Annotated in this window: 22 protein-coding genes and 1 other annotated feature (1 of these 23 running past the window's edge); of the genes, 17 read left to right on the forward strand and 5 right to left on the reverse strand. The window is 47.6% G+C overall.

What is annotated here, in order from left to right; all coding sequences use genetic code 11:
* Positions 1 to 80: 80 nt before the first annotated feature.
* From DC345_RS14775 to nirB, 3 genes are all read right to left on the reverse strand, one after another.
* Positions 81 to 863, reverse strand: a complete 783-nt coding sequence (locus DC345_RS14775; RefSeq protein ID WP_113053778.1) for a formate/nitrite transporter family protein — start codon at positions 861 to 863, stop codon at positions 81 to 83.
* A 52-nt stretch (positions 864 to 915) separates the two neighbouring features.
* The gene (gene nirD / locus DC345_RS14780) at positions 916 to 1,242 is read right to left on the reverse strand and encodes a nitrite reductase small subunit NirD (RefSeq protein ID WP_076288043.1); all 327 of its coding nucleotides are present in this window, start codon (positions 1,240 to 1,242) and stop codon (positions 916 to 918) included.
* A gap of 70 nt (positions 1,243 to 1,312) precedes the next feature.
* Positions 1,313 to 3,742 (reverse strand): nitrite reductase large subunit NirB, encoded by a 2,430-nt coding sequence (gene nirB / locus DC345_RS14785; RefSeq protein ID WP_113053779.1) that lies wholly within the window; start codon positions 3,740 to 3,742, stop codon positions 1,313 to 1,315.
* Between the two features lie 317 nt (positions 3,743 to 4,059).
* On the opposite strand from nirB, the gene DC345_RS14790 reads away from it, so the two are divergent.
* Complete coding sequence (locus tag DC345_RS14790) at positions 4,060 to 4,767, forward strand: metal-dependent hydrolase (RefSeq protein WP_113053780.1); 708 nt, start codon at positions 4,060 to 4,062, stop codon at positions 4,765 to 4,767.
* Between the two features lie 223 nt (positions 4,768 to 4,990).
* Here DC345_RS14790 and DC345_RS14795 read toward each other — a convergent pair whose 3' ends face one another.
* Positions 4,991 to 5,308 carry a hypothetical protein gene (locus DC345_RS14795; RefSeq protein ID WP_113053781.1) on the reverse strand — a complete coding sequence of 106 codons (318 nt, stop codon included), beginning with the start codon at positions 5,306 to 5,308 and terminating at the stop codon, positions 4,991 to 4,993.
* A 205-nt stretch (positions 5,309 to 5,513) separates the two neighbouring features.
* The gene (locus DC345_RS14800; protein ID WP_113053782.1) at positions 5,514 to 6,587 is read right to left on the reverse strand and encodes a M42 family metallopeptidase; all 1,074 of its coding nucleotides are present in this window, start codon (positions 6,585 to 6,587) and stop codon (positions 5,514 to 5,516) included.
* A gap of 614 nt (positions 6,588 to 7,201) precedes the next feature.
* Between DC345_RS14800 and spoVAC the strand changes: the two genes are divergently transcribed.
* The 16 genes from spoVAC (at position 7,202) to DC345_RS14880 (ending at position 21,418) form a co-directional block, all read left to right on the forward strand.
* Complete coding sequence (gene spoVAC / locus DC345_RS14805; RefSeq protein WP_113053783.1) at positions 7,202 to 7,705, forward strand: stage V sporulation protein AC; 504 nt, start codon at positions 7,202 to 7,204, stop codon at positions 7,703 to 7,705.
* Entirely contained in the window at positions 7,702 to 8,718 is a 1,017-nt protein-coding gene (gene spoVAD, locus DC345_RS14810; protein WP_113053784.1) for a stage V sporulation protein AD, read from the forward strand. Before spoVAC ends, spoVAD begins: the two co-directional genes overlap by 4 nt.
* A 3-nt stretch (positions 8,719 to 8,721) precedes the next feature.
* On the forward strand, positions 8,722 to 9,072 hold the full coding sequence (gene spoVAE, locus DC345_RS14815; protein ID WP_053781314.1) for a stage V sporulation protein AE: 351 nt from the start codon (positions 8,722 to 8,724) through the stop codon (positions 9,070 to 9,072).
* 207 nt (positions 9,073 to 9,279) lie between these two features.
* Complete coding sequence (locus tag DC345_RS14820) at positions 9,280 to 10,236, forward strand: AAA family ATPase (RefSeq protein ID WP_053781313.1); 957 nt, start codon at positions 9,280 to 9,282, stop codon at positions 10,234 to 10,236.
* 3 nt (positions 10,237 to 10,239) lie between these two features.
* Positions 10,240 to 11,487, forward strand: a complete 1,248-nt coding sequence (locus tag DC345_RS14825) for a DUF58 domain-containing protein (RefSeq protein WP_113053785.1) — start codon at positions 10,240 to 10,242, stop codon at positions 11,485 to 11,487.
* Positions 11,484 to 13,697, forward strand: coding sequence for a transglutaminase TgpA family protein (locus DC345_RS14830; protein ID WP_113053786.1), 2,214 nt, complete (start codon positions 11,484 to 11,486; stop codon positions 13,695 to 13,697). Before DC345_RS14825 ends, DC345_RS14830 begins: the two co-directional genes overlap by 4 nt.
* Positions 13,698 to 13,806: 109 nt before the next feature.
* A complete protein-coding gene (locus tag DC345_RS14835; RefSeq protein WP_076288052.1) occupies positions 13,807 to 14,334 on the forward strand; it encodes a YqeG family HAD IIIA-type phosphatase in 528 nt (175 codons plus the stop codon).
* Complete coding sequence (gene yqeH / locus DC345_RS14840; RefSeq protein WP_024628522.1) at positions 14,331 to 15,458, forward strand: ribosome biogenesis GTPase YqeH; 1,128 nt, start codon at positions 14,331 to 14,333, stop codon at positions 15,456 to 15,458. The genes DC345_RS14835 and yqeH overlap by 4 nt, the downstream gene beginning before the upstream one ends.
* Positions 15,459 to 15,499: 41 nt before the next feature.
* Positions 15,500 to 16,363 carry a shikimate dehydrogenase gene (gene aroE, locus DC345_RS14845; protein WP_113053787.1) on the forward strand — a complete coding sequence of 288 codons (864 nt, stop codon included), beginning with the start codon at positions 15,500 to 15,502 and terminating at the stop codon, positions 16,361 to 16,363.
* 278 nt (positions 16,364 to 16,641) lie between these two features.
* Positions 16,642 to 16,935 carry a ribosome assembly RNA-binding protein YhbY gene (gene yhbY / locus DC345_RS14850; RefSeq protein ID WP_063567269.1) on the forward strand — a complete coding sequence of 98 codons (294 nt, stop codon included), beginning with the start codon at positions 16,642 to 16,644 and terminating at the stop codon, positions 16,933 to 16,935.
* Positions 16,936 to 16,950: 15 nt separating this feature from the next.
* Positions 16,951 to 17,541, forward strand: coding sequence for a nicotinate-nucleotide adenylyltransferase (locus DC345_RS14855; protein WP_074095918.1), 591 nt, complete (start codon positions 16,951 to 16,953; stop codon positions 17,539 to 17,541).
* The gene (gene yqeK / locus DC345_RS14860) at positions 17,525 to 18,091 is read left to right on the forward strand and encodes a bis(5'-nucleosyl)-tetraphosphatase (symmetrical) YqeK (RefSeq protein ID WP_113053788.1); all 567 of its coding nucleotides are present in this window, start codon (positions 17,525 to 17,527) and stop codon (positions 18,089 to 18,091) included. Before DC345_RS14855 ends, yqeK begins: the two co-directional genes overlap by 17 nt.
* A gap of 22 nt (positions 18,092 to 18,113) precedes the next feature.
* A complete protein-coding gene (gene rsfS / locus DC345_RS14865; protein WP_072734522.1) occupies positions 18,114 to 18,461 on the forward strand; it encodes a ribosome silencing factor in 348 nt (115 codons plus the stop codon).
* A complete protein-coding gene (locus DC345_RS14870; RefSeq protein WP_113053789.1) occupies positions 18,458 to 19,363 on the forward strand; it encodes a CvfB family protein in 906 nt (301 codons plus the stop codon). Before rsfS ends, DC345_RS14870 begins: the two co-directional genes overlap by 4 nt.
* 138 nt (positions 19,364 to 19,501) lie before the next feature.
* Positions 19,502 to 20,272, forward strand: coding sequence for a class I SAM-dependent DNA methyltransferase (locus DC345_RS14875; RefSeq protein ID WP_090998008.1), 771 nt, complete (start codon positions 19,502 to 19,504; stop codon positions 20,270 to 20,272).
* A gap of 189 nt (positions 20,273 to 20,461) precedes the next feature.
* Positions 20,462 to 21,418, forward strand: coding sequence for a phosphotransferase family protein (locus DC345_RS14880; RefSeq protein WP_113053790.1), 957 nt, complete (start codon positions 20,462 to 20,464; stop codon positions 21,416 to 21,418).
* 98 nt (positions 21,419 to 21,516) lie between these two features.
* Positions 21,517 to 21,638, forward strand: a binding site (T-box leader) (it continues 145 nt past the right edge of the window).

A 21,638-nucleotide genomic window follows, 5' to 3' on the forward strand; every position in this document is an offset into this window, starting at 1 on the left:
CAGAGAATAAGATGGCTTTTGCGTTTATCTACATCCGTTGATTTAAGATATTGCGGATGGGAAAAGGGATGGGGAATAAGCTAGCCTTTTTTCCTCACGGGCGAAACAAACCAGTACGCCATACCTACAAACAGCGCACCGCCGATAATATTACCGAGCGTGACCGGAATCATGTTATGCATCCAGCCTGCCAGAGTAATTGTATCCGGGTGGTTTGGCAACAACCAGGACAAGGATAGCAAAGTCATATTGGCGACGCTGTGTTCATATCCACTCGCAATAAAGGCGTACAGACACCACCAGATGAGGACGAGTTTGGCAATATCTTCTTTTGAATGGGCCGCCATCCAGATCGCCAGACAGACCAGCCAGTTACAGAGAATGCCACGGAAGAAAAGTTCACTAACGGGAGCAGCCATCTTTTTGGCAGAAACGACAAAAAGCAGATGTTCCGGAGTCGCAGTCTTGAAGAGACCGCTCCCCACAATAAGCAGACTGAGCAGAACGGCACCGATCAGATTGCCAAGGAAGACGAGTCCCCAGTTTTTGAGAGTATCCCGAATAGTAGTCCGACCAGCTAGTGTGCTCATTGTAAAGAACATATTGTTACCAGTAAACAGCTCCGATCCAGCAAAGATGACGAGTGTGAGGGCAAGTCCAAAAGACATGCCCATCAGCATCATCTGCAGTGGGGACTGGGCAGCAAGCAGTGGGGCACCGATACTGAATATCAGAATGATGCCAAGGCCTACATATGCGCCAGCCATCAAAGCGGCAACCATGTAACGTGGCAGGCTTTTGTTCATTTGATCTCGTTTTTTAACCGCTGCTTCAATAATTCCTTCAACATTTGATGTATACATGACGATTCCCCCCATTTTGGTGCATCTGTCGTTGACAGTGAAAATCTTATTGCTATAAAGCGACCCAGACCTGCCCGTTCTCGACCTTCACGGGATACATCTGCACTTGTCCCTGATCGGGGGCCTGCACAAGACCAGTGTTCAGATCAATTTTCCAATCATACAGTGGATCGTACAGATAATACCCGGAGACAATCCCTTCCGCCAGCGGTCCACCCTTGGGATGAGGATTTCTATTTTCTGCAGCAAAGATGGTGCCATCTGAGGTGCGAAATACAGCTAGTTCATGGTCTTTGATCTCAACCACTCTACCTATCTGCGGCAGAAATTCTTCGATCTCTCCGGCAGGATAGTAGATGGCAGATTGCTGTGTTGTCATATGAACATCTCCTTCATTATCAGGTTCACGTTACAGGGTCAATATATATCATAATGGCAGAGACAGAGGACTACGGTCGAGCAGAAACTTCTATGCCCTGGAAAAGTTTGTTCTGGCCTTCCTCGTTACGCAGTGCTTTTTTCCAAGGATCTTCCACTTGCTCAAGAGCGAATTCAATTCGTTCCATAAGCGCCTTACGCTCTTTTACGTCTTCGACAACAACGGCCCGAATCTGCTCCAACCCAACACGTTCCACCCATTCGGAAGTCCGCTCCAGGTAGTTGGCTGTCTCCCGATAATGCTGCATGATCGCTCCACAAAGCTCAACTAGTTCTTCATCGGTCTTCACCTTGCACAGAGAGTCAGCCAGTCTGGCCTTGATGCCGCCATTGCCTCCAATAAATATTTCCCAGCCGCCGTCATTGCCCACGATTCCGATATCTTTTGTACACGACTCTGCACAGTTACGAGGGCAACCGTTTACGGCATATTTGAACTTGGCAGGTAGATCGAGACGTTCGAACTTGCGTTCTAGCAGAGCACCCATCGCCATGGAATCCTGCGTGCCGAAGCGGCAAAATTGTGAGCCGACACATGTTTTGACTGTACGCAGCGATTTGGCGTATGCATAGCCTGAAGGCATATCCAATTCAGCCCAGACTTTGGGCAGATCTTCTTTTTTGACTCCAATCAGGTCCAGCCGCTGACCTCCAGTCACTTTGACGGCTTTTACATCGTATTTGACCGAAATGTCGGCAATGCGTTTCAAGTCTTCCGGCGTTGTGACGCCGCCATACATGCGCGGTACCACCGTATACGTGCCGTCTTTTTGAATATTGGCATTCATACGTTCGTTGACAAAACGGGATTCCTTTTCATCCACATGAGTATCTGGTGCAATCATACCAAGGTAATAGTTAATGGCCGGGCGGCATTTGGAACACCCTTCGGGTTGATTCCAACCCAGAACATGCATGACCTCTTTGGTCGTTTGCAATCCTTTTTGTCTAATCTCCGCTACGATCTCATCCCGGCTGAGGGAGGTGCAAGCGCAGATTCCCTGTTTGGCACCCGCTGTAAAGTTGTCTCCAAGCACATATTGCAGAATCTGTTCAACAACCGGTTTACAGCCGCCGCAGGAGCGGGTTGCACCCGTACAGGCTTTGATTTCGTCTACGCTGGTCAATCCCTCATTCGTAATGGCATCGACAATGGTTCCTTTGGTTACTCCGTTACATCCACAGACAATTTCGTCTTCTGCCATGGTTTCCACGGATGTGGCTTTTTTGTGCCCACCGCAACCTGTACCCATCAGTGAAGCATACAGTTCATCTGTCATCTCAGCCTGTTGTTTAATCAATTTCTGTAATTCGGCAGAATCCGTAATATCACCAAAGAGTACAGCGCCAACCATGATATTATCCCGAAGCAGAATTTTTTTGTAGGTGCGTTTCCAGTCGTCTTTATGTGAAATGATCGTATGTTCGGGACTGTCGATAAATTCACCGGTGGAAAAGACGTTTACGCCCGAAATTTTCAATTTCGTGGATACCACAGAACCTTCATAGGGAGCTGTATCAACACCGCATATATGTTTGGCCAGAATCATGCCCTGTTCAAACAGTGGGGCAACGAGGCCGTAGCATACACCGCGATGTTCGGTACATTCTCCGACGGAATACACGTTATTTAGTGACGTCTGCATATAGTCATCCACTACAATGCCTCGGTTAACTTCCAGGCCACTTTCCCGGGCTACACCCGTATTGGGTTTGATGCCTACTGCCATGACAACAAAATCAGTGTTCAGCACGGAATCGTCTGCAAAACGAATACCTTCTACCCGTTCTCCACCGAGAAGCTCTGCGGTTTGTGCGCCCATCTTGAACCGGATGCCCTGTCGCTCAAGTTCGGTTTTTAACATCGCAGATGCCTGAGGGTCAAGCTGGCGTTCCATCAGATCCTGCATCAGATGCACGACTGTAACTTCCATGCCGAGCTGGACCAAGCCTTTGGCAGCTTCGAGGCCGAGAAGACCTCCTCCAATGACAGCCGCTTTTTTATATTGTTTCGCTGCTTCCAGCATGACGTTACAATCCGCTATATCCCTGAACCCAACGACCCCTTGTTTGTCATGACCCGGTACAGGAAGAATGAAAGAGCTGGAGCCGGTTGCGATGATGACTTTATCGTAAGGGAAACGTAAGCCTTCCGCAGTTACTACTTCAAGTGTTTCTGACTCAATGCGTGTTATGGTTGTACCCGTATGGAGGGTGATACCGTAATCTTCATACCAATGCAGATCATTAAGCACAATATCATCAATTGTTTTGCTGCCTTCCAGCACATAGGACAGCATTATCCGATTGTAATTGGGATAGGGCTCTGTGCCAAAGACGGTAATGTCGAACCGGGAACTCAATTTCAAAATTTGTTCAACTGTACTTATGCCTGCCATACCATTACCGATGATAACCAGTTTTTCTTTATTTCCGTTCATGTGTATATGCCTCCTTTAGTGAACACTGTACATTACAATCATTTTTAGTGGTTTATATTTGAATCATAACGTTCAATTGTGACATTAAATGTGATTAATTTCACTAAATACTATAGAGACATGACAAGTTCAAAGTGTGATGCCTGTCACGGAAGCTTTTTTAATTATTTTATGAATATCAATTCATATAAGTAGGGATATAGGTTATAGTTAAATGAATTGAGAAATGCGAACTATTGTTCTTATATTGTTTTCGTTGTAATATCTGGAGTGGGCCGTATATGTTCCCTATTTCTTCGAAAGGAAGTTTTTGCACCATGATGGGAAGATCCCACCTGATTATCGGGACAACTGTATCCCTCTCTGTTTTGCAATTGGCCGGCATGCCCGTGACTGCACCAGCGGTTACCGTGGCCCTGATCGGTTCGCTGCTGCCAGACATTGATGAGCCCAATTCGCTACTGGTATCCAAGGCATTGCCGAACAGTCTTATTCGGCTGTTACAGACAATCCTGCTGCCTGTCGCCGTATTTGTGTACTTCTATGTTCAGGCGAAACCCTGGAATCTGCTGCTTGCCATTCTGATTGCGATGGTATCTTTCCTACCGTCCCGTTCCCTGCGCAAAGTGTTGATGTTTGCGATCGGATTGGGACTTGTATTTTATGGACATGCATTCGCACCGTGGAATCTAATTGCTGGCAGTCTGTTAATGCTGTGTACCACGTTAACCCACAGGGGGTTAACCCACACATTATATGGGACCGCGGTATGGGCTGGGTTGTTCTACAGTACAACTCATCTGCAAGGTCCAGAGATCTGGGTAGCCGGAGGTACAGCGTATGTCATGCATCTACTGGCTGATTCGTTGACGAATCGCGGCATTCGTCCATTGCCGCCACTCAAGTGGCGTATAAGGGTCAATCTTATGAGTACGGGCACGAAGCATGGAGCTGTTGTGGAAAATGTGTGTATTGTACTGGCTCTCATTTTGGCCTGGATTGCGTTCTCCCCTTTATTTCTGTAAAATCTCAAAAATACCAGTCCTGCAAGAGGACTGGTATTTCTTTTGTTCATATCCATGGCTGTAATCAATATGGAGAGGGTCATGTGGTTGTGGGTGTACTTGACAAACCTTCAATATCTGTTGAACCAAATACAAATAACATTACAAGGATAACTACAATTATCAGTTCGGCGAAGCCGATTCCGTCAAAGTCAGACATCATCCCAACCTCATTTCATGCTATCTAGGAATTTATCCTTTGTTGAAAAGCCCGTACTACATCATCCAGTGTCATGTCGCCCATTTCGTCAAGAAATTGGACTAGCTTATCGGCGTTCGACGGCGAAATATTTTTAAGTGTTTTGTACTGACCAACTAATTCAACAACGAGTGTGGCTTCTCGAAACAACGTTACGGCATCAACTCTTAATTTTCCACTTACGAGCAAGGCTGCAACGATAATCTCCAGATTTTTTCCTTTTAGGTTACCGTTGAGAAGGGTATTTGCAGCATCTGTTTTTTTGGAACCCTTATTCGATTTTCCATTCCTTCTCATTGCCATAATAGGTCCCCCGCTGCTTGATCTTTATTTCTTCTACCGTTGTTGTATATTATGTATCTTTTCTATAAATGTTCTAGCTATTAAACTAGTTGCATCAAAAAAAGAGAGACCCTGATGAAGTCAGGATCTCTCTTGAATTTATTAATTTAAATGAAGTTAAGCAATGAAGCAAATGTAGTCTCAAGATTCTGCCATGAATCCACAATTATGCGTTTCCGATAATCGTGTTCAGTGTTGTCTGATCCAGACCCTTCACCAACTTCACGAGCAACTCTTTTGCTGCATCATAGTCATCCGTATGAATAATGGAAGAAGAAGTATGAATGTAGCGAGCACAGATGCCAATTACCGTGGATGGTACACCGATACCGCTCAAATGAACCGCTCCGGCATCTGTTCCACCAGGGGAGATGAAATATTGCATTTTGATCTGGTTGGATGATGCTGTGTCCTGAACATATTCAACAATGCCGCGATGGGTGAACATGCCTGGGTCGAAGATTCGCAGCAAAGCGCCTTGTCCAATATGTCCAAATGATTGTTTATCCCCGGTCATATCATTCGCAGCACTGCAGTCCAATGCAAAGAAAATATCTGGTTCAATCAGATTGGCAGCTGTACGTGCGCCGCGAAGTCCCAATTCCTCTTGAACTGTTGCACCGCAATAGAGGGTGTTTGGCAATTTTTCCTTATGCAATGCTTCAACCAGCTCAAGTGCAAGTCCTACACCGTAACGGTTATCCCATGCCTTAGCCATGATTTTCTTCGGATTGGCCATCGGTGTGAATTCACAGATCGGTACGATCTGCATACCCGGGTGGATTCCCCAAGACTCTGCTTCTGCACGGTTATCTGCACCAATATCCAAGTACATATGGTTAAGATCAACCGGTTTATTGCGCTGGGATTCATCGAGAAGATGAGTAGGTGTTGAACCGACAACCCCTGTAATTCTGCGATCCGGAGTGATGAGTTCCAGACGTTGTGATAGTACAGCCTGACTCCACCATCCACCAAGTGGGCGGAATTTGATCATGCCTGTTTCCGTAATGCCTGTGGTCATGAAGCCAACTTCGTCGAAGTGACCTGCAACCATGACTTTGGGTCCAGACGCTTCTCCTCGCAATACACCAAAAAGGCTACCCAGGCGATCCTGGACAAATTCATCCGTATAAGGAGACATTTGTTCTTTCATCCATCCGCGAAGCTCGCGTTCAAACCCTGAAACGGAAGGGAATTCCGTTAACGTTCGAAACATTTCCAACGTTTTTTGATTCATGTGTCGACAACTCCTCTGCTTGTATGTAGATCAGGTCTCAGCAGAACGGCTGCCGGACTGTTGTCCTTCGAAAAAGAAGAACGTTTATTTAACCACTGGTCACACTACAGTATGAACCTTGCGCAAGTAATTGTCCATGGTTATGTCACGTATCTCAGGCATAAATGCTTGCTCGTTTGATGATTCATCGGGACATTAAATCCGCACCAAACACAGTCGACAAGCAGCAACATTGAATATGCATAGAGTGAGAAATCATTTTGCTTAACCTTTTTCGATGAGGTTATTTAATAGGCTACTAATTTCACTTGCCTGACAACAGGAAGGAGCTGGGACAATAGATGAAGCTACCCGATGAAGGCAATGAAACCATGCTTTTTATCGTCCTCTTTATTTTGCTCGTGATCGTTCTGCTTTATTTATAAATTTCTCAAGACTCTGATCCGGCGCTGAGCGACTCATCTGATTCGGCTGCTTCATTGTGCTGGAAACAAATGCTGCCATTTGCCGGATACATAACTTTCCCAACCTTAACAAACAATGAATACAGGATTACACACAGTATGTGCAGTCACAACTGTTGACTGATTTTCATTTCAAGGAGGTTCTGTATCTTGCCAGCTCAAAATAAGGGTAGCGGAAAAAAATCATCATCATCCCTGTCCATCAGTGAACAGGAATATAAAAAAGTCGCCAAAAAACATGAGCCTGCTCGTCCTATCTGGGCGAACTGTATTAAGGCATTCTTCGTCGGCGGATTCATCTGCGTCATTGGACAGGCTATCCAGGAAGCTTTTATGGCCGGGTTTGACATGACTTCCAAGGAAGCAGCCAGTCCAACCGTTGCGGTCATGATTCTTATTTCAGTTATCCTGACTTGCCTCGGTGTCTACGATAAAATGGCGCAATGGGCTGGTGCCGGAACGGCTGTCCCTGTTACCGGATTTGCCAACTCCATGTGCTCGGCAGCACTGGAGCATCGCGCCGAGGGACTCGTGCTGGGTGTTGGTGCGAACATGTTCAAATTGGCTGGTTCGGTCATCGTGTTTGGTGTAGTTGCTGCCTTCATCGTGGGGATCATATACGCCATTCTTGGCTTCGGAGGTGGACATCTATGAAGCTCCTGGGACAACAAACCTGGCAATTTGAGAACCGTCCACGCATTATTGGCAGGTCGGCAGTCGGAGGACCAGATGAAGGCCAAGGGCCTCTGGCATCTGATTTTGACTATGTATATGACAATTTGGAGATTGGGGAGAAGACCTGGGAAAAGGCAGAGCGCAAACTCCTTGAACAGGCATCCCAAATGGCGTTGATCAATGCGAATATTACGAAGGAAGAGCTTCAGTTCTTTGTCGGCGGAGATCTGATGAACCAGATTATCAGTAGTTCCTTTTCTGCCCGCAAGTTGGGTGTTCCCTATCTGGGGGTATTTGGTGCCTGTTCAACCTCAATGGAGACGTTGGCCCTGGCCTCGCTCATCGTGGATTCGGGTGCAGGGGATTATGTACTCGCGGGTACGGTCAGTCACAACTGTACGGTGGAAAAGCAATTTCGTTATCCAACAGAATATGGTTCCCAGAAGCCGCCATATGCCCAATATACTGTTACGGGATCAGGGTGTAGTGTGATATCGCGTACGGGTCAGGGCCCGGTAGTCACCAGAGCGACAATTGGCCGAATTATGGATATGGGTATCAAAGATCCGTTTAATATGGGGGCTGCCATGGCTCCAGCCGCAGCGGATACCATCGTTTCTCATTTCCGGGACACAGGCCTGGAACCTGGTTATTATGATCTGATCGTTACAGGTGACCTTGCTTCGGTTGGATTGCCCATCGTTAAGGAGCTTTTGCATAAAGAGGGTATCCCTATGGAACAAACGGTCTTCAATGACTGTGGTTTGATGATATATAACCTGGAAAAGCAGCCTCAGGTTGTGGCCGGAGGAAGCGGCTGTGGATGTTCAGCGACAGTGACCTATGGTCACATTTTGAACCGGATGCAAAAGGGTGAACTCAATAAGGTATTGGTGGTCGCTACCGGTGCATTGTTGTCTCCACTTTCATACCAGCAGGGCGAGAGCATTCCTTGTATTGCACATGCTGTGGCCATAGAAAAGGAGGGATAAAGGATGCAATTTTTATGGGCTTTTATTGTTGGCGGGTTGATATGTGTCGTGGGACAGCTTCTGATGGATGGTGTCAAACTGACGCCTGCACATACGATGAGTACACTTGTAGTGGCTGGTGCGGTTGCGGATGCGTTTGGGCTGTATGATCCACTCGTCAAATTTGCAGGGGCAGGAGCTTCTATTCCCATTACCAGTTTTGGTAACTCCCTCGTGCACGGGGCATTGACGGAACTGGAGAAAGAGGGATGGATTGGTGTCATTACGGGGATATTCGATTTGACCGCCGCGGGTATTTCCTCAGCGATAATCTTTTCTTTTCTCGCGGCATTGGTGGTTCGGCCCAAAGGGTAATAGAGCATGGCAGAGCTACCCATTATATATGGAATCAGCAGAGGCTTCGGATAACTTCTATCCGAGCCTCTTTTTGTCGTAATCATGCGATAACTGCGGCGAATCTGACGGCTGGAAACAAATGTTGAGTTCCTTCGAGTGTACGCGCGCTCTTGGATCATGTACAATAAAAGGAAATCTGTATGCTTTTTTAGGAGGTTAGACCACATGCCTGTGCGCAAAGAGTCGATCCAAATCATATCAGCAGTTCGTTCTAATCTGGAATCATGCATAATGGGAAAATCTTTTGAAATTCAACTTTTGCTCACAGCTTTGCTTGCAGGCGGACACGTTCTGATTGAAGACGTACCAGGAACAGGCAAGACGCAGTTGGTTAAAGCATTATCGAAATCCATGCGCGGAGAGTACCGCCGCATTCAATGTAATCCTGATATTTTGCCAAGTGACATCACAGGTGTATCCGTTTTCCATCCACGTGACGAGCGCTTTTACTTCCGTCCGGGTCCGGTGATGACCAATATTTTGCTGGCAGACGAGATTAACCGGGCAACTACGAAAACGCAGTCCGCTTTGCTGGAAGTCATGGAAGAGCGCAGTGTAACGGTAGATGGCGATACGTATGATCTGCCTCATCCATTTATGCTCTGTGCAACCCAGAATCCAATCGATTTTGAAGGAACCTACACATTGCCGGAAGCGCAGCTGGACCGGTTTATGTTGAAAATAAGTCTGGGTTATCCCGACAAGGATATCGAGAAAACGCTGCTGAAGCAGCACCAGTCTGGTCAGCCTGTTGATCGGCTTGAATCCGTAACCCATATGGATCAGATATCAGCCATTCAACAGGAGATCAAGGAAGTATTCATCGGTGATCCGGTCATGGATTATCTGCTTGATGTGGTTCGCAAAACTCGCTCCCACCCATCCGTATTGCTGGGCGCAAGCCCGCGGGCAGCCATTTCATTTATGATGGCGGTGAAGGCTTTTGCCTTTTTGCAGGAACGTGACTACGTGCTTCCGGATGACGTGAAAACGATGGCACCTTATGTCATCTCCCATCGGATTGTGCTGCGTCCCGAATCGAGACTGGACAGCATGAGCTCTGAGGCTGTATTAAATTCCGTACTTCAGCAGGTTCGAGTGCCCGTCTCCATGGGGCAATAATTGATGAAGCCGCTTTTGAGTACAGTCAGAAGGGGAATACGCCACCCCCGCGTATGGAGCATCGCGGCGGTGTGGATGTGCTGTTTGGCTTATGTTTTGTTCCAGGGTGGGAAGACCTCCCTGATGCTGCTGTCGATGGTGACTCTGCTTTGTATTTACCTTGCGATTGCTGGTTTTAGCGGTGTGAGGCGTACTCACGGCGTGCGTAAGCTCTCTTCCGGCCAGGATCATGAAGAGTTGCTGCATGCGGGTGATCAGGTACAGGTAAAGTTAAGTCTGAACATTCCGGGATTTTTACCACTTCCATATGTGGTTGTGCGCGAAATGCTGCATCGGCATAACGGCGAATCCTGGTCTTTCAAAGAAAGCCTCATTCCAAGCATGCGAGGTTATGGTGAATTGTCATTTCAGACCCCCCCGCTGGAGCGAGGAAAGTATGTCTTTTCCGAAACGGAATGTGCCAGCGAGGACATCTTTGGACTGATTGAGCATCGGGGAACGTTCAAAGCCAAAGGCGAATTCCGGGTGCTGCCGCGGACGGTATTTATACCGTACTGGCAGCTGTACGACCGCAAATCACGGTTATCTGGTCCACAGACAGCCTTGACCCGCTCACGCAGGGAAACGACCCAGATTAACGGCGTCCGTGATTACGTTTATGGAGATCGCCTTTCCCGCATTCACTGGAATGCAACGGCAAAGACGGGAACGTGGAAGTCCAAGGAATTTGAACATGAATCGGTGCCGAAAACGATTCTGGTGCTGGATGCGCTGTCAGGCAGCTACGAACATGGTGAGGCCTTTGAACTAGCTGTGTCTACGGCTGCCTCCCTGCTGGAATATGGCACAAGAGAACGAATGGGCATGGGGCTGCTGACACTGTCGGAGATGACATCATTTTTTGCTCCCAGCGAAAGTCCGATGGAACGGCAGAAGATGATTCATCATCTGGTAGATATCCAATATAATGGCCAGGAGAAACGGCTGCTGCCAGGTGTCGAGAAGATGTCACGTCAGTTTCCTCAAGGTGCTTATTTTGTAGTGATTTCTCCCCAAAAAGATGAAAAAGTTCTGGAACTGCTCCGATGGGCTGACACACGTGGGATGACCCCTTGTCATATTCTGATTGAACCCACTGATTCCCGCCGGAGTTCCGAGTGGAATGCCATGCTGCGCGGAAGAGGCACAAGATCCTTTACCGTTTCCCATTTGCAGGAGCTTCCAACGGTTATGGGGGGAGGTAGTGTATGAGTACTAATGGCCAAGAGCTGACAGTGGGGAGAAGATCCTGGTATCATGCGGCTTCGTTGCTCTGGATTTTCCTGATTGGCATGCAGTGGATATCATTTACACAGGAATCCTGGTATACGGAGACCACTTCATTGGTACTGTGGACACTCGCAGCGGTCTGTATTCTGGAAGTTATTCTTCCTTTCAAAATAATGATTCGAACGATAATCAAGGCGATTGTCCTTGTATATATTTTGCATAAGACTTTAACTGATTACACGGTTTATATTCCTTATGGCACGTTAATGGAGCGTACAGAGCAATTTGTGCTGCACCTGACACCTTACATCTGGTTCTCCCTATGCGCGTGGGTGATGCTTGAAGCTGCCCTGCGCCTGGTGACTACAACGCGCCGGATTCTCGTTTTTCTGGGCATTAACATTATATCGATGGGAATTCTGGACTCCTTTACTCAGTTTCCACTTTGGATTGAAATCGCTTGGGTTATGTTTGCGGGAATGGGATGGCTGGTATGTCAGCACTTCCGTAATTTCCAACTGCAATATCCACAAGGGTGGAAGCGAATTATCCGATATCCCTATAAAATTCTGGCCAACATTGCAATCATATTCTCTCTCATTATCGTAGCCAGTGTGAACATGCCGGAAGTTCCTCCTACCCTTACTGATCCTTATACCGCGTGGCGTAACTACACCGGAAGTTCGGGGAGTCAGACTGGCAACGGAACACTGGACATTCCGGCAGCTACCGAGTCAGGATACAGCAGGGAAGACAACCAGCTTGGCGGAGGATTCAACTTCGACTATACCCCTGTCATGTCCGTCACTACCAATGAGCGCAGTTACTGGCGTGGTGAGACGCGTGCAGAGTATACAGGAACAGGCTGGGATGATCGTGGACGAGGTGCAACAGAGGATGTTGAGGCCGGACAGGCTTTGGAGAATGACGAATCCGGAAATGTAACTACCAAGCAAGTCACTCAGAAAGTGACGATGTTGAATGACAACGTGTATCCGATCCTCTTTGGAGCCTATTCTATCTCTGAAGTCACATCTGTCAATGGTGAGGCGAATTCGGACCGCATGTTATGGAATCCGGAGCAGGCAGAGCTGCATGTCGTAACAGACCGCCAGCAACCGCAATATCCCAAAACGTATACGATTGTATCCGAAGCTCCGGTTATTGTGGAAGATGAGCTTCGTACCAAATCTTTTGATGATCTGTATACGAGCAATCCGGCAGATGATATGTATCTCCAGCTGCCATCCAGATTCCCTGATCGGGTGACGGATTTGGCCACTGAAATTACAGCATCAGCAAATACGCCGTATGAAAAAGTGGCATTACTGCAAAACTATTTACAACAAAATTTTGATTACACAAACAATCCGGATTTATCTCGAAAAGTAAGCAGTGACTTTGTGGAAGGATTTTTATTTGACATTCGTGAAGGGTATTGTGATTACTTCTCGACTGCGCTGGTTATGATGGCGCGCTCTGAAGGGATTCCTGCTCGTTGGGTGAAAGGGTACGCACCTGGACAGCTGTCGCTGAATTCAGACATGCAGGCCCCGCGCCAACCTGGGGCTGAGATCGAGACAACTTACACTGTAACGAATGCAGATGCACATTCTTGGGCTGAAGTTTATTTTGGCGAGTATGGATGGATTCCGGTTGAAGCAACGCCGGGCTTTGACATGCCGTTGCTCACGGAACAACCAGATGTACAGCCTGTAGATGAGCCTGAAGAACAGCCTGAAGAGGAACCGGTAAAAGAGGAAGAGCAGACTCCTGCGCCTGAGCAGGCTTCATCCAGTATCCCGGCTTTTGTAATCTGGGCTGCGGGAGCCATCATCGTATTGTGGGTGGCTTATATGTTCTGGCGAAATCGTCTCTCGCTTCGATTCTTTGTACTTCGTCTGCGGACAGGTGGACCGCTAACGCCTGAACAAAAGGTAGTGGCAGAGACAGAACGCTGGATTCGTTATGTGAAGCGCAAGGGATTGACCCGGAGCGGGGACGAGACACTTCGTGAATCCGTAACCCGCTGGAGCCAGGCAAAACCAGCTGCAGCAGCGACATTGCATGAACTTCTAGCGAAGTTTGAACAGACTCGCTATAGTCCGGCGTCAGTAACCGCAGACGACTGGAAGGCCGTCTATCAGACCGCTTCGAAGCTGCGTAAGGAACTTAAAGCGGAACGGGCGTAATGTCGCCCGTCCCGTTTTTCCTTTTTTCCTATGCCATCAGGCGCTGTATGCATTTTCAGGAAAGACGGATTTGTGATATAGTGTGTCGTATGAAACTGAGGTGACTTCTTTGTTTGAAATGTTAATGCCCAAGCTGCGTGTAGACACGGTTTTTGACATTAATCTGGAAGAGCTATACGCTCAAGGCTACCGTGGAATTATAACTGATCTGGACAATACACTCGTTGGTGCCAAAGCTCCTGACGCCACGCCCGAACTGATCGAGTGGTTCGCACGTGTCAAAGAGGCTGGTTTCCAGCTCATGATTGTGTCCAATAACAATTTGAATCGTGTATCCCTGTTTGCGACGCCACTGGATATCCAGTTTGTGCATAGTGCACGCAAACCATCGAATGTTCCGTTTCGTAGAGCAATGAAGATGATGGAGTTAACTCCTGAAAAAACGATTGTCGTAGGCGATCAGATGCTTACAGATGTCTTTGGAGGTAATCGACTGGGACTCTATACGGTTCTGGTGTTGCCGATCTCCATCGGAGATGAAGGCTTCATGACCCGCTTCAATCGGCGCGTGGAACGGATTGCTCTAACGAGTTTGCGCAAGAAAGGCTTATGGCTTGAGGAGGAAAAGAAGAAATGACAGAACCGCATAACGGCAATATTGCCGTAAGGTGCAGCGGATGCGGAGTGCATCTGCAAACGGAAAACCCGGAATTACCAGGATTTATCCCCGAAAAAGCGTTGGATCGTGAACCCGTCATTTGCCAGCGTTGTTTCCGTATCAAAAATTACAATGAGTCATCATCCGTTACAGTGGATCAGGACGAGTTCCTGGCCCTGCTGAGCAAAATCGGGGATAAGGATGCACTTGTCATCCATATCGTTGATCTGTTTGACTTTGATGGCAGTATCATCTCTGGTTTGCAGCGTTTTGTAGGCAACAATCCGGTATTGCTTGCCGTGAACAAAACGGACTTGCTTCCAAAAGTAACCAACTGGAACAAGGTTCGCAACTGGGTGCAAAAACAGGCCAAAGAACAAGGTTTGCGTACGGTAGATGTCGTTCTGTGCAGTGCAAAGCAAAATCAGGGCTTCGACCGACTGCTTGAGCTTGTAGGCACGTATCGCGGAGATCGTGACGTATACGTGGTGGGTGGTACCAATGTGGGCAAATCCACACTGATTAACCGTCTGATTCGGGACTACAGTGATCTCGAGCAGGAGCTCACAACATCACGTTACCCGGGGACAACGCTGGATATGGTTAATATTCCGCTGGACGATGGAAAAGCTATTATTGATACACCGGGAATTGTATACCCTTGGCGTTTCAGTGAGATTGTATCCCGCAAAGATCTGGCTGCCATTATGCCAGAGAAACCACTTAAACCGGCCGTTTATCAATTGAATTCTGGTCAGACGCTGTTCTTTGGCGGCATGGCTCGTTTTGACTTTGTGGAGGGAGATCGTCAGTCCTTCACTTGTTTTATCAGCACTGCGCTTGATATTCACCGGACGAAGCTGGAGCGTGCAGACGATTTGTATCGTGACCATCTGGGTGAGTTGCTGTCTCCACCAACGCGTGAAGATGCAGCAGATATGCCTGAATGGACCAGACATGAATTCCGAATCAAACGTGGCAGCCAGTCGGATGTATTCATTTCCGGACTGGGCTGGATTAAGGTTAACGGTGAGAATGGGGCCCTTGTAGCTGTTCATGCTCCAAAAGGTATTCGTGTACTGATCCGCCCATCCTTGATCTAATGTAATCACAGCAGTATTTCCATCAGATCGGAGGCGGAAGTATGTCGGAACAGAAAAAAACAAATCCTTCACTGCCTGTCCTGCTTGGCGTCATGGGTGATCCCATTGCACATTCCAAATCGCCTGCCATGCATAATGCGGCTCTGCAGGCTGCAGGAGTGAATGGAATGTATATGCCACTGCATGTTCGTCCCGAGCAGTTGGAATCAGCCATTCGAGGCATTGTGGCGCTGGGGTATCGTGGTGTGAATGTAACCATTCCGCACAAAGAACAGGTCATGCAGTATCTGGATGTCATTGATGAAAGTGCACGCCTGATTGGCGCGGTGAACACTATTGTCAATGAAGAAGGCAAGCTGACAGGGTACAATACGGATGGCATCGGTTATGTGCGTTCCTTGAAGGAAGAAGCTGTTCCGGAACTCGCAGGTAAACGTATTGCTGTTCTGGGGGCTGGCGGAGCAGCGAGAGGTGTGATATACGCCCTTGCATTGGAAAAGCCTGAACAGATTAGTATTCTTAACCGTACAGCCGACAGAGCCGTTGCCCTTGCTTCCGATCTGCGGGCTCATGGACTGGGCGACATCACGGGTAGTGGAATGGAAGAGGCTGCTGCGGTACTGGCTTCGGCAGATATCGTGATTAACACGACGGCCGCAGGCATGCATCCGCATGTAGATGACGTACCTGTCGACCCTGCACTCATTCGAGCAGGCGCAGCAGTAAGCGACCTGATCTACAATCCGCTGGAAACACGTCTGCTTCGCGAGTCAAGGGAGCGTGGATGTACTGTGCATGGTGGCCTGGGTATGTTTATATACCAGGGCGCCGTAGCCTTCGAGCACTGGCTCGGCATCCCGGCGCCCGTGGAGACGATGCGGCGTGCTGTGTTAGACAGTTTTTAATATTGTAAAATGAAATCAAGATTACACGATGACGAAGAGTGCAGAAGCAATCTGAAGAAACGAAGTGCTCGCCTTTATCACCGGATTTCCCCTTTATAAAAATGAAATGAAGAAATCTGGGGATAACAGCGATCGTAAGATGGTACTGCAATCGTAGTCACACTGTGTAAACTTTGTTAGTTCGTTTTATGAATGTAAAAATATAATTGAACGGTCAGGCCCCGACAGTCATTGTGCTGTTGCTGAGGCTTGCTCACCATAAGGAGTATGGAGTATTCATGTTAAACGGTAAACAAAAGCGCTTTTTGCGTTCACAGGCACATCATCTGACCCCTGTATTTCAAATCGGCAAAGGGGGAACGAATGAGCACCTGTTCCGTCACATCGAAGATGCGATTGAGAAGCGCGAATTGATGAAAGTGCAAGTGCTCAACAACAATGACGAGGACAGAAAAGAGATGGCCGAAGAAGTTGCCCGTGAAACGGGTAGTGAGCTTGTACAAGTCATCGGTAACACAATCATCCTGTACAAAGAATCGCGCGATAACAAACAAATCGAACTACCTAGATAAGGGAGTGTGACGCGGGTGAAGATCGGTATCATGGGTGGTACGTTTGATCCGATCCACATGGGACACCTCCTGGCAGCTGAAGCGGCAAGGGATTCGCATGCACTGGATGAGATCTGGTTCATGCCTTCCCACGTTCCACCTCACAAACGCGGCGCCGGAGCTTCGGGACAACAACGTCTCGATATGACGGAAGCGGCTGTGAAAGGTGTGCAGCAATATGAGGTGCTGGGTATCGAGATGGAACTTGGCGGAGTGTCTTATACCATTGATACGATGAAGGAACTGTGGCGTCGCCATCCTGAACATGAGTTTTATTTCATTATTGGGGCGGATATGGTGAACTATCTTCCCAAATGGGAGCAGATTGAAGAACTTGCAGAACGCCTAACCTTTATCGGGGTTGGTCGACCAGGTTTCCAGTTACATCTGGATGATCTACCAGACGAATTACAGGATCGGGTCCTGCTGGCCGAGATGCCCTTGGTCGATATTTCATCGACAGCCGTACGCAGACGTCTTGCCAAAGGTCATTCGGTACGTTTCATGATTCCTGATGAGGTGCACCAATACATTGTAAGGAGCGGTTTATATGGGACTAAGCCGTGACGAACTGATCCGCGCAGTTTCCGGTCAAATGCCGGAGAAGCGTTGGAAGCATACGCTGGGTGTCATGGAGTCGGCAGTGATGTTGGCTGAAAAATATGGTGCTGATCCTGTAAAAGCGGATCTGGCAGCAATCTTGCATGATGTGGCCAAGTATTGGCCTGTATCCGAGATGGAAGCGGTCATCCGTGATAATGGATTGAATCAAGAACTTTTGCAGCATGACAAGCAGCTCTGGCATTCCGAAGTGGGTGCTTTTGTTGCCGAGCGTGACTATGGCATTAATGATGACGAAATTATTAATGCTATTCGTTGGCATACCTCAGGTCGAGTAGGCATGAGCTTGCTGGATAAGGTGGTATGTCTTGCGGATTATATTGAACCGGGAAGAGACTTTCCGGGAGTGAATCATATTCGCGAACAGGCTGAGCACAGTCTGGAAGAAGGTTTAATTGCCGGTTTCGACTCGACGATCAGCTTATTGATCTCGCAGCGCCGTGTTATTTATCCTTTGACCATGTTGTCGCGAAATGATTTGATTGCACATTTATAGATTAGATTATGGAGGTTGGTTCATGACAGTATCATCGAAAGAACTTATGAATATGGCGGTTGCGGCCGCTGACGATAAAAAGGCATCCAACATTGTAGCGCTGGATCTGATTGGTATCTCACTGGTAGCAGACTATTTTGTTATCTGTCACGGGAATTCGGATACTCAGGTACAGGCGATTGCAACAGAGATTCGCAAACAGGCGCATGCAGCCGGCGTGAACATCAAAGGCATCGAAGGTATGGATTCGGCACGTTGGGTATTGATGGATATGGGCGATGTGGTTGTTCATATCTTCCACCGCGACGAGCGTGAGTATTACAACATTGAGCGTCTGTGGTCTGATGCCAAAGTGGTGGAAACGGTATGAGTTTGATCGCAGGAACAGTCGTCAGCTTGCCGGTTTCACGTGAAGTGTCTCCGTTTGGTTATTTTTTGACGACAGGATCGGAAGATGTACTGCTTCACTATACGGAGCTCACACGTGACGTTAAAATTGGAGAAACGCTGGAGGTCTTTCTGTTCTTTGATACGGAAGATCGCCTGGCGGCAACCATGAAAAAACCATATCTCACACTCGGCGAAATGGGACGACTGGTTGTGGCTGATATTCATCCACGCCTCGGCTGTTTCCTCGAAATGGGGCTTGGACGGCAATTGCTGCTCCCGATTCGTGAACTGTCTGAATTGGAAGAGCTGCGTCCCCAGGTGGGGGATGAAGTCTTTGTTATCATGGAACATGACAAGCAGGGACGTTTGCGGGCGAAATTGGCTGGAGAACGTGAGCTTGCACCATTGTCTTTCCATGCGCCAACCTCGTGGGTCAATCAATGGGTTGAAGCAACAGTCTACAAGACACTTCAGATGGGTACGTTTGTACTTGTCGAAGGTGGAGTGCTGGGATTTGGCGCTATCGGCATGATTCATTCTTCGGAACGAAACCGCATGCTGCGTCTGGGTGAAAAGGTGAAATGCCGGGTAACCATGGTACGTGAAGATGGACGTGTCAATCTGGCGATGTCTCCTCTCAAAGAGGTTGGTCGCAATGAAGATGCAGACAAACTGCTTGCTTTCATGAAAGAGCGCCCTACGGGCGGCATGCCGTATTCGGATGCAACCCCACCGGACATCATCAAGCAGCGCTTTGGTATCAGCAAATCCGCATTCAAGCGGGCCTTGGGCAAACTTATGAAGGACGGTCTGGTAACTCAAAAGGAAAACTGGACCTATCTGACAGAGTCTGTACCTCAGGATCAGAACGAAGACAAGTAACAAACAGGTATCATGGATCAAGGAAGTGCTTGAATTCACAAGTAAAGGCAGGGCAAGGCTGGGTGAACTCCGGACGCCCCTGCTTTTTCTTTTGTTCAAAAGAGATTCGAAAATGAAATTGAAAGTGCGGTGCCTGACATGTCTTACCGGAAATTTGCCTATGTGTACGATGAATTAATGGAGGATATGCCTTATCCGGACTGGATAAGGTTTGCGAGAACGGCTTGGGAACGGCATGGCATGCCAAAAAGTGTGGCTGAACTGGGTTGTGGCACGGGTTCAATTACGATCCCGCTGGTGAACTCCGGCTTCGAAGTTACAGGTATTGACCTGTCAGCGGACATGTTGTCTGTTGCACGCAGTAAAATGGAAGCCACGCCTCAAGGCCACCGCTTATATCGGGAAGGCAGTGTCCGCTGGGTGCAGCAGGATATGCGGGACTGGAGGGTTCCGGAGCCTGTGGACTCGGTGATATCGTTCTGTGATTGCGTGAATTATCTGCTTGAAAAAGAGGATGTTGTTCGTACCTTTCAGCGTACTTACGAGATGCTAAAGCCGGAGGGCACATTCCTGTTCGATGTACATCATCCGAATACCCTTATTCGATACGAAGAGGAGCAACCATTTGTGTTGGACGAACGCTCCGTATCGTATATTTGGACCTGTGATATGGATCATGATCGGTGTGAGATTGAGCATCACCTAAGTATCTTTTCACGTGTGGCTGAGAGTGGCAAGGATATGTACCAACGGTTTGAAGAGGTTCATGTTCAGCGTGCGTATGATCCGGACTGGATGAAGCTGGAGCTCACGAAGGCCGGATTCAGAGATGTCCGTGTATATGCTGATTTTGAGTGGAAAGAGGCGGGAGAAGGCGCACAGCGTCTATTCTATGTAGCCGTCAAATAGGAGCATGATGTTGAACTGCCCTTATGATGCATTATGATGCATAAGGGCAGTTTTTACGTATAAGAATGTTTTTAAATTTGTAATAAAAGCTATTGTCAGCATGGGTTGAAGGAGGCCATACTAGTTGAATGGAAACGGTTTTCTTAATTAGTTTAATTCAGAAAATTAAAATTCCGGGTGGGGTGCAGAATGGAAAGTACATACAAAACAAGACTGACTTCCGAACAGTTAGATGGAATAATGCAGCAGCATTTTAACACAGGTATCCAGGAATACAAAGAGATGATTGACGGCTGGGCAAACCACGCTTACTTTATCACCAAGGACGACGGACAGAAGGTAGTACTCAAAATAGCTCCTTCTAATGGCATTAAGCTGATGCGCTGTGAACAGCATGTCATGGTTGCTGAGGTTGAGGCACTGCGACTTGCAGCAGAGCTTCAGGATGTACCCGTTCCCCGAGTATTGGCTTACGATCCATCGCTCACCCTGGTTCCGGCAGAATATTTTCTTATGGAGTACATGCCAGGAACGCCGTATAACAAAGTCAAAGATCAGTACAGTGCAGAAGGGCAGAAATCCATAGAGCAACAGCTGGGTGCATACAATCGCCGGATTAATGAAATTAAAGGGGAGAAGTTTGGGTACTTTTCCTCAAAGAAACCACATTATGCGACGTGGAAAGAAGCTTTCCTGAATTTGATGGATGATATGCTCTCAGATAGCAAAGCAGCGGGTGTGGAATTTTCGATTCGTTATGAGGAACTGGAGCGTTTAATTCAAGAGAAATCAGGTGTGCTGGATGACGTCAAAGAACCTGTACTTGTACATTGGGATTTGTGGGATGGAAATGTATTTGTGGAGGCAGGTCAAATCACGGCCATTATCGATTTCGAACGTTCCCTCTGGGCAGATCCTCTGATGGAGCACTACTTCAGTCATTTTAATAATACACCAGGATTCCTCAAAGGATATGGAAGAGCAGTTACAACAGACAGCGAACGAAAAAGAAGAAGTTTATATGATCTGTACTTTGATCTGGCGCTGAGAATCGAGTGTCCGTATCGTCAATACGATAACAAGGAACACATTCAGTGGACGATTGATAACCTAGAAGAAGGAATCAAGCGATTCCAGTCGTCTTAATGTGTATACTGATGCATAGCATTGCTTATACTCAACAGACAGTGTAATATTGACTTTAATGCTTCTTTTTTATATAATGTTTCCGATCATATCGTATACATATTTCGATGATAAGGATCAGTAGTGAGTCCTGTACATGACAGAGAGCCGACGGTTGGTGCAAGTCGGTTGACAGTATTTCACGAACTCGCCTTGGAGAAATGCGGTGATTACACCATCT

It is taken from the genome of Paenibacillus taichungensis (assembly GCF_003287275.1).
Classification (GTDB): domain Bacteria; phylum Bacillota; class Bacilli; order Paenibacillales; family Paenibacillaceae; genus Paenibacillus; species Paenibacillus taichungensis_A.